This is a genomic window from Marinobacter denitrificans (assembly GCF_008795955.1).
Classification (GTDB): domain Bacteria; phylum Pseudomonadota; class Gammaproteobacteria; order Pseudomonadales; family Oleiphilaceae; genus Marinobacter; species Marinobacter denitrificans.
In genome coordinates, this window is record NZ_VMHN01000021.1 from 1 (window position 1) to 8,071 (window position 8,071).

An 8,071-nucleotide genomic window follows, 5' to 3' on the forward strand; every position below is an offset into this window, starting at 1 on the left:
TTGATTACCAAACGCCCGATGAGGTGTACTACGGGCAACCCATAGCCTTGGCCGCCTGAGCCGGGAATAAAACCGGATCAGAGCTTAACTGCACCTTCAGGCTGTCCAACTGATGGGGTCCACCTCACAAAGCGGACATTCGGCGCCGCTCCGACAACATGTAATGAGCGAGCGTTATTGATGCCGCTGCAACCCCGACCTAGTCCACATTGTCGATAAAGGCAGCCGCAATTAAAGCGAGCCGTTGTTTGGGGCAGGAACGAAAAATGTCTGTTTTCAGCGGTTCTGCTGTGGAATCCATGTCAGCGGTGTCAATGATAGATAAGCTCGCTCGCGCCTTCTCACGAAATTATCCACGTGCAAACTTCCAGGACAACTGGGCCTATCATCCCCACCTTCGTATGCCATGTCGACTCATACGAATGCATAGATGGCTGAAAAGATCAAAGCACCCCTGATCGAGGCAATATTCGAGATTCGATGGGGGCGGAAGGATCAAAACTCCTTCGAGTACTCTAACAATGAGCAGTCGTTGTTTCCTGGCCAGATTAGCGCCCACGCTTCAAACGAAGGTTTTACCGAAGTTGAGTCATTTAACTTTGGGCCAGCGCCGAGCGGGGCTCTGATTCCTCAACGAATTACTCATCGTTTTCGGGTTGGACCGAACACTTGGCCTTGTATCCAGTTGGGGCTAGGGAAACTCTGTTTAACTCACTTGTGTGCTTCCAATAGCGCCTTCACATGCTTGCCGCAGCCATGTTGTGGTCATAGCTCATCTCATTATGTACCAGTGCCCAGGCAGAGGCCGGATAAACGTGCCAGTGGTGGCGCCACCAAGCTCGGGACTCGCCGGTAAGGGCATTCCAGCCAAAGCAACACCGCCACCGGCAGCAGGCGCGCTGGCCATGTGCCAGCGGTCAGATCAGCCGCTATATCAGGGCGGATCAGTTATCGCTGGTGTCCGACAGGTAGGCGCCGTCCTCGTCATGGACTTCCTGGCCGGTCACCGGCGGGTTGAAGGCGCAGATCAGGCGCATGTCCTCGGTGCCACCGTACAGGGTGTGCCTGTCGTGGTTGTCCAGGGCGTAGAGGGTACCGTCGGTAATCTCGTGAACTTCACCCGTGGCGAGGTCCTTGATGCGCCCGTTACCGGCAACGCAGTAAACGGCTTCCAGGTGGTGCTTATACCAGAAAGTGTGCTCGGAGCCTGCCTTGATGATGGTTTCGTGGAAGGAAAATCCCATTCCGTCCTTCTTGAGCAGCAGGCGGCGGCTGGTCCACTGCTTGTCGCTGACTTCACGCTCGGTACCAATGATGTCCTGAACTTTAACGATTTTCATGGGCGTATCTCATGATTGGTTGGCCAGAATCGGGTTAGACACCGTTATAGTATAAACATTAGGCATCTATATATTTCAAGCGGCCCTTTCCTCCCGCCACTGGTCATACCCCACCAGGGCGCTTTGGATGGGGCCTCCAGCTTCTGCAGCTCCCCTTTGGTGAAGGTTGTGGTCGTGAGGGCAACTCAGGGCTGCTTACTGGTGGGCAACACTGACCTGACCATCGAAATTGCACCGAATGAACTTCACCTGAGGTATGTGGCGCCTTACATGCAAAACTGATTCATCCGTTATAGGGTCAGCCTACGGGCTGGCCTTGTTTACTTTTGAAGGCGAAACCACCTCAGCCGGAGTGTGCCCGACGCTACTCCACGCTGCCATGTATCAAGTCCGTCAGGCCATGGCGCTGAGTGTTCGCCGGAAGCGGGTCAGGGCCAAGCCAAAAAGGGTACCCCCGATAACGGCGATGGCCAGGAATTGCGGCCACACGGTGGCGAGGCCCGCGCCACGATAGAGGATGGCCTGGGCCAGCATTACAAAGTGGGTGTTGGGCGCGGCGAGCATGATGTACTGGACGGCCTCCGGCATGCTCTCGCGCGGCGTTGAGCCCCCGGAGAGCATTTGCAGCGGCAGCAGCACCAGCATGAGCAGCAGGGCGAACTGCGGCATGGAGCGGGCGACGGTGCCGAGGAAGATGCCCATCGAGGTGGTCGCGAACAGATGCAGCGCCGTCCCGACCAGGAACAACGCGAGCGAGCCTTCGATCGGCACGGACAGCCAGCCCTGCACGACGGCGGTGAGCGCGAAGGCGGTGGCGGCAAGGACGACCAGCGCCATCGCCCATACCTTGCTCGTCATGATCTCGAAAGGCGTGACCGGCATGACCAGCAGATGCTCGACGGTGCCATGCTCGCGCTCGCGGATCAGCGCCGCGCCGGTGAGGACGATGGAGAGCATGGTTACGTTGTTGATGACCTGCATGATCGCGCCGAACCACGACTTGTTGAGCTGGGGATTGAAGCGCGCCCGGAGCGCCAGATCGACCGGCAGCTCCGGAATCTCGCGATAACGCTGCGCAAAGGCCCGCACCTCGTCGCTCACGATAGTCTGGATATAGCCGGTGCCAGTAAATGCCTGGCTCATGCGCGTGGCATCGACGTTCAGCTGGACCGTGGGCCGCCGCCCCGCCAGCAGGTCACGCTGGAAGTTCGGCGGGATGTCAAGGGCAAAGGTGTCTAGGCCGGCATCCATGCGGGCGTCCATCTCGGCCTGGTCGATCACCTCGGGGAGAACAAAGTACGGCGGGTAAAAGGCGCTGACGATGCGCCATGACAATGGCGAGCGATCCTCGTTCACCACCGCGATCGGCGCCTTGTTGAGGGTCTCCGGCATGGCCGTGGCCGCCGTGTAGACCGAAACGGTGAAGGCGTAGACAATCAGCACCAGCATGATCGGGTCGCGGATGAGGCTGCGCAACTCCTTGACACCGAGATGGAAAATATTGGCAAGGCGCATGGACTATCGCTCCTGCTTTTTGAGCAGCGCTGCGGACAGACCGATCAGAACCGGCACGGCCAGCGCCAGTGGGAGAAAGGCGGCATGCAGGTCGGAGAAGTTGAGGGCCTTCGAGAAGGTGCCGCGCGCGATCGTCAGGAAATGCGTGGTCGGATAGACCTCGCCGATCAGCCGGCCCATCCCTTCCAGGGACGAGACCGGGTCGATCATGCCCGAGAAATTCGCCGCCGGCAGGATGGTGAGTACCGCCGTGCCGAAGATCGCCGCGATCTGGCTGCGCATGAAGGTGGAGATCAGCAGCCCCACGGCCGTGGCGGCACCAACATAGAGCAGAGCACCCACCGCCAACGTCAGGAAGCTACCCTTCAGCGGCACGCCGAACACGGTCACCGCGAGCAGCGTAAGCAGCAGGAAGCTCAGGAAGGACAGGACCACGTAAGGAAACTGCTTGCCGAGCAGGAACTCGAGCCGCGTGGTGGGTGTGACATAGAAGTTGGTGATCGAGCCGAGCTCCTTCTCGCGTACCACGCTGAGCGCCGCGAGCATGGCCGGGATCAGCATGAGCAGCAGCGGGATCACCGCCGGCACCATCGCCACCAGGCTCTTGACGTCCGGGTTATAGCGGAACCGGGTCTCGATATTGACGAGCCCCGCCAAAGCCTCGCCGTAGCCGGCTTCGCGCGCCTTAGTCGCCAGCCAGTGGGCATGAATCCCCTGCACATAGCCGCGGACGGTCTCACCCCGTGTCGGCATGGCGCCGTCGATCCAGGCGCCGATCTCGACCCGCCGGCCCCGGGCGATGTCGCGCGCGAAGCCCGGCGGGATCTCGATCGCCAGACTGATGTCGCCTTCGCGCATTCGCCGGTCGAGATCGGCATAACCGGTAATCGGCGGCCGCTCGACGAAGTACCGTGAGCCGGTGAGGTTGAGCGTATAGTCGCGGCTGACGGTGGTCTGGTCGCGATCCAGCACCGCGAAGGTGAGATCCTCGACATCGAGGCTGATCCCATAGCCCATCACAAACATCAGGATGACGCTGCCGAGCAGCGCCAGCGTCAGCCGGATAGGATCGCGGCGCAGCTCCAATCCTTCGCGCCGGGCATGGCTGATCATGCGCCGGGGATCAAACATGCGCCGCCAGCCCTGGGGTTCGACATGGCCTGACGACGCGTCAACCGTATCGAGCGAAGCTGTTTGCCCCTCGTCGGCTTCGCCCGACGCCTCCTCCAGATGCGCCACGAATGCTTCTTCCAGGGTCTCCGCGCTCCGCTGCTGCACGATATTCGCCGGCGTGTCGGTGACCAGCACCCGGCCCGCATGCATCAGCGAGATACGGTCGCAGCGCTCGGCCTCATTCATGAAGTGCGTGGAGATGAAGATGGTCACCCCGTCACGGCGCGACAGCTCGACCAGCATCCGCCAGAAGGCATCGCGCGCCACCGGGTCGACACCTGAGGTGGGCTCGTCGAGGATCAGCATCTCGGGCTTGTGGATCATGGCCACTGCCAGCGACAGGCGCTGCCGGTGGCCGAGGGGCAGCCGGCCCGGCAGACTGTCGATCACAGCCGCCAGATCAAAGCGTTCAACCATTTCATCCGCGCGCCCTGAAACCTCGGTAGCGGGCACGTGGAACAACCGGGCATGCAGCTCCAGGTTCTGCCGCACTGTCAGCTCGGTATAGAGTGAGAAGAACTGCGACATGTAGCCGACTCGGCACCGGGTCGCGAGGTCGTGCGGGTCCACCTCGTGTCCGAACAGCCAGGCCCGGCCTTCGCTCGGCGGCAGGAGGCCGGTCAGCATCTTCATGGTCGTGGTCTTGCCGCAGCCGTTGGAGCCGAGAAAACCGAAGATCTCACCCCGTGGGACACGCAGGTTCACATGATCGACCGCGGTGAACTCGCCGAAGCGCATGGTCAGATCCCGGGCCTCGATCGCGGTATCGCCATCCTCTGCCTGCCGTGGCGGAATCTCAACCGCCCGATAATCCCGGCGTTTTTCTTCCGGCAGCAGCCGGATGAAGGCTGCCTCCAGCGAATCCGCCCCCGTGCTGTGCAGCAGGTCTTCGGGCGTGTCGCTGGCCAGCACCCGCCCACCGTTCATTGCCGCCAGCCAGTCGAAGCGTGCCGCCTCCTCCATATAGGCCGTGGCCACCAGCACGCTCATGCCGGGACGGGAACGACGAATGCCGGCGATCAACCCCCAGAACTGGCGTCGTGAGAGGGGGTCGACACCGGTGGTCGGCTCGTCGAGGATGAGCAGGTCCGGATCGTGGATCAGCGCGCAGCAGAGGCCGAGCTTCTGCTTCATCCCCCCGGATAGCTTGCCCGCCGCCCGATCGAGAAACGGCTTGAGCCCGGTGGCCCATGTCAGCGCCTCAATGCGGCGCGCCCGTTCGCCGCCGTCATGCCCGAACAGGCGCCCGAAGAAGTCGAGGTTCTCGAACACCGAGAGCGTCGGGTAGAGGTTCCGCCCCAGGCCCTGCGGCATGTAGGCGATGCGCGGGCCGACTCCGCGGCGATGGCGCGCATCAGCCATGTCGCCGCCGAGCACCGCGACCTGTCCCGTCTGGACCGCGCGGGCGCCGGCGACCAGCGCCAGCAGGCTCGACTTGCCGACCCCGTCCGGGCCGATCAGCCCGGCCATGCAGCCCGCCGGGATATCGATGGTGACCTCGTCGAGCGCACACGCCTTGCAGTAGCGCAGGGACACATCCCGCAGGCGGGCAACCGGCACGTCAGCCCCCCCGTCATCCTCGATCTGTGCATGTGCCTCCCGGCTCATTGCGGCAGTCTCGTCTGCAGTTCAGGCGGCCAATCCACCCGCGGGTCGAGCCGCACATAGGCCATGCCCGGCAGGCCGGTCTTGACCTGGAGGAGGTGCTCTCTGAGCAGATCCGGGGCGATCCGCGCCTTGATGCGGAACATCAGCTTCTGGCGCTCTTCTTGCGTCTCCACCGCCTTGGGCGTGAACTGCGCGACGTCCGCCACGAAGGAGATTTCGGTCGGGACCACGTATTGTGGGGCGGCGTCGAGCACGAGCCGCGCCTCGGCCCCGAACGCGACCCGCCCGGCCTGTTCCGTCGGCAGGAAGAAGGTCATGTACACATCGGTGAGATCGACCATGTTCAGCACCACGCCGCCCGGGGAGAGGACTTCGCCGGGCTGAGCGACGCGGTACTGGACACGCCCATCACGCGGCGATTTCAGCACGCTGTCGTCGATATCTGCCTGAATGCGCTGGAGGGTAGCCCGTGCCGCTTCCACCGAGGCCTCCGCGGCAATGACATCCGACTTGGCCCGCCCTATGGCGGCTTGCGCGGCCGCCGCCTGCGCCTCCGCGGCGCCGACCGCAGCCTTCGCCGCCGCGGCTGCGGCACGGTCGTCGTCGAGCTGCGCCTCGGAGGTGGCGTTTTTTGAGGCGAGCTCCCGGGTGCGGGCAAGCCGTTTTTGCGCGGCGTCGAGCTCGGCCTTCCTCTGGGTGATGAGCGCCTCGGCGGCCTGCTTCTCGGCCTCACGCTGGGTCACCAGGCTTTGCGCGGTCTCGATGCCGATGAGCGCCCGTTGCAACTGCGCCTCGGCCTCCCGGAGCTGCGCCTCCAGGACGGCCGTGTCCATTTTCGCCAAGACCTGGCCGGCGCGGACGAAGTCGCCCTCGTTGACCAGGATCTCCCGGATCCGACCTGCGGTCCTGGCTGCGATATCGATCTCGACCGCCTCGATCCGGCCGTTTCCAGCGGCGAATCCGTCGGGCAAGTCCTGCGGTTGAAAATGCCACCAAGCCCAAACGCCCAGTCCAATAACAATCGCAGCGGCGACGCCTCGAATACCTGCTTTAATGAACTTTTTCACGTCTTGGATTGCTCCCCGCCAGTTGGCTCACTCATTTTTGACCATTGAATTCAGACTGAGCGAGATCTTTGTAGACCCACATCTGAAGCTGTACCTTACGCACGAACCACAGCAATTAGGCTGACCCACATCATTTTTGTCGGCAAATCTCCGGGCGAGATCTCCAGGATGATCCCCTGTGGGATGTACCGTGGTCGCCGGAAAGCCGATGTGCTTACCTTCCGCCTCAATGATGACGCAGGCCGCCCCGAGAATGTGCCCGACCGGTCGCAGGTGGAAGCGAATATCACCGAGCTGGACCACTTGGTGAAAGTCTACCGATTGAAATAGCTCTATGCAGGCTTCTGCATCATCCTGATCATACCGTTGCTCCGGAGTCTCATGCCTGCTCAGCTTCTGGTGGCCGAGGTAATGCGCCTCCTCTTCCTGGAGATGACCACTATCGGCCAGCAATACGCCGCATAGCTCTTGGGTGGCATGATAGGTATAAACCGCCCCTCGGAAACCCTGCTTGTAGGGGTGTGAAGTCGGACAGGCTTTTGGGTTTGCTCTATACTACGGCCTCTGGCCGACGTGAGTTGGCAACGCGCCATGACCGGCGCTGACTGGGATGGCAGTGCTGCTTCAGGCCGCAACAAGCCTCTTCACGTTAAGTTCTTTGCGATGTTGTTCGGCGTGCCAGAGTTCATATTGAGACTGCTGATTCAGCCAGCTTTCTGCCGAAGTATCGAAAGCAATAGAGAGACGGATTGCCATTTCGGGACTTATACCGGCCTTGCCATTCAACACTGCACTCAGCGTTTTGCGGCTAACGCCCAATGCCTCTGATGCTGCGGTGACAGAGAGGCCAAGAGGCTCAAGACAAAGCTCTCGCAGTACTTCACCCGGGTGCGGAGGGTTGTGCATTAACATTGGCGGTACCTCAGTGATAATCCTCGTAGTTTACAATCTCGGCATCTCCGTCTTCGAACCGGAAGGTCACTCGCCAGTTACCACTGACTGTCACTGACCAGATTCCGGCTCGATTGCCAGAGAGTTCGTGCAAACGAAGACCGGGCAAGTCCATATCTTTGGCATTCGCCGCTGCATTCAATCTACCGAGAATGAGCCGAAGCCTCTTTTCATGAGCGGCCTGAATCCCTGCAGTACTGCCCGACTTGAAGAATTTTGCCAAACCTTTGTGTTTGAAGCTTCGAATCATTCCCTGAATGTACCCTGTAACGTATCAGGTGTCAAAGCACATCACTATCTGTCGGTCCCGGCCTGACTTACAGAAGCAAACCGTAACCGTGGCCGAAGTCCAGTTCAACGGCTCGGCGGCAGAGAGCGTCCGCTCAGGTCTGGCCCGCTATTCGGTTAATGCCGGCT

7 protein-coding genes are annotated in these 8,071 nt (G+C 61.4%); 1 reads left to right on the plus strand and 6 read right to left on the minus strand.

Going from position 1 to position 8,071, the window contains the following annotated elements:
• Window positions 1-944: 944 nt before the first annotated feature.
• From FO268_RS22515 to FO268_RS22530, 4 genes are all read right to left on the minus strand, one after another.
• Window positions 945-1,340, minus strand: a complete 396-nt coding sequence (locus FO268_RS22515; protein WP_041336241.1) for an ectoine synthase — start codon at window positions 1,338-1,340, stop codon at window positions 945-947.
• Between the two features lie 393 nt (window positions 1,341-1,733).
• Window positions 1,734-2,855 (minus strand): ABC transporter permease, encoded by a 1,122-nt coding sequence (locus FO268_RS22520; protein WP_150995396.1) that lies wholly within the window; start codon window positions 2,853-2,855, stop codon window positions 1,734-1,736.
• Window positions 2,856-2,858: 3 nt separating this feature from the next.
• The gene (gene rbbA, locus FO268_RS22525; protein ID WP_150995397.1) at window positions 2,859-5,636 is read right to left on the minus strand and encodes a ribosome-associated ATPase/putative transporter RbbA; all 2,778 of its coding nucleotides are present in this window, start codon (window positions 5,634-5,636) and stop codon (window positions 2,859-2,861) included.
• The gene (locus FO268_RS22530; RefSeq protein ID WP_225316969.1) at window positions 5,633-6,703 is read right to left on the minus strand and encodes an HlyD family secretion protein; all 1,071 of its coding nucleotides are present in this window, start codon (window positions 6,701-6,703) and stop codon (window positions 5,633-5,635) included. Before FO268_RS22530 ends, rbbA begins: the two co-directional genes overlap by 4 nt.
• A gap of 183 nt (window positions 6,704-6,886) precedes the next feature.
• On the opposite strand from FO268_RS22530, the gene FO268_RS22915 reads away from it, so the two are divergent.
• Window positions 6,887-7,033, plus strand: coding sequence for a hypothetical protein (locus FO268_RS22915; protein WP_191967041.1), 147 nt, complete (start codon window positions 6,887-6,889; stop codon window positions 7,031-7,033).
• 294 nt (window positions 7,034-7,327) lie between these two features.
• Here FO268_RS22915 and FO268_RS22540 read toward each other — a convergent pair whose 3' ends face one another.
• Together FO268_RS22540 and FO268_RS22545 are read right to left on the minus strand one after the other, a co-directional pair.
• A complete protein-coding gene (locus FO268_RS22540) occupies window positions 7,328-7,615 on the minus strand; it encodes a HigA family addiction module antitoxin (RefSeq protein ID WP_075195112.1) in 288 nt (95 codons plus the stop codon).
• 10 nt (window positions 7,616-7,625) lie between these two features.
• The gene (locus tag FO268_RS22545) at window positions 7,626-7,904 is read right to left on the minus strand and encodes a type II toxin-antitoxin system RelE/ParE family toxin (protein ID WP_022991000.1); all 279 of its coding nucleotides are present in this window, start codon (window positions 7,902-7,904) and stop codon (window positions 7,626-7,628) included.
• Window positions 7,905-8,071: the final 167 nt, after the last annotated feature.

Coding starts and splice junctions, on each gene's coding strand:
- FO268_RS22545 (WP_022991000.1), bottom strand. CDS start 7,904: ATGATTCGAAGCTTCAAACACAAAGGTTTGGCAAAATTCTTCAAGTCG.
- FO268_RS22515 (WP_041336241.1), bottom strand. CDS start 1,340: ATGAAAATCGTTAAAGTTCAGGACATCATTGGTACCGAGCGTGAAGTC.
- FO268_RS22915 (WP_191967041.1), top strand. CDS start 6,887: ATGTACCGTGGTCGCCGGAAAGCCGATGTGCTTACCTTCCGCCTCAAT.
- FO268_RS22540 (WP_075195112.1), bottom strand. CDS start 7,615: ATGTTAATGCACAACCCTCCGCACCCGGGTGAAGTACTGCGAGAGCTT.
- rbbA (WP_150995397.1), bottom strand. CDS start 5,636: ATGAGCCGGGAGGCACATGCACAGATCGAGGATGACGGGGGGGCTGAC.
- FO268_RS22520 (WP_150995396.1), bottom strand. CDS start 2,855: ATGCGCCTTGCCAATATTTTCCATCTCGGTGTCAAGGAGTTGCGCAGC.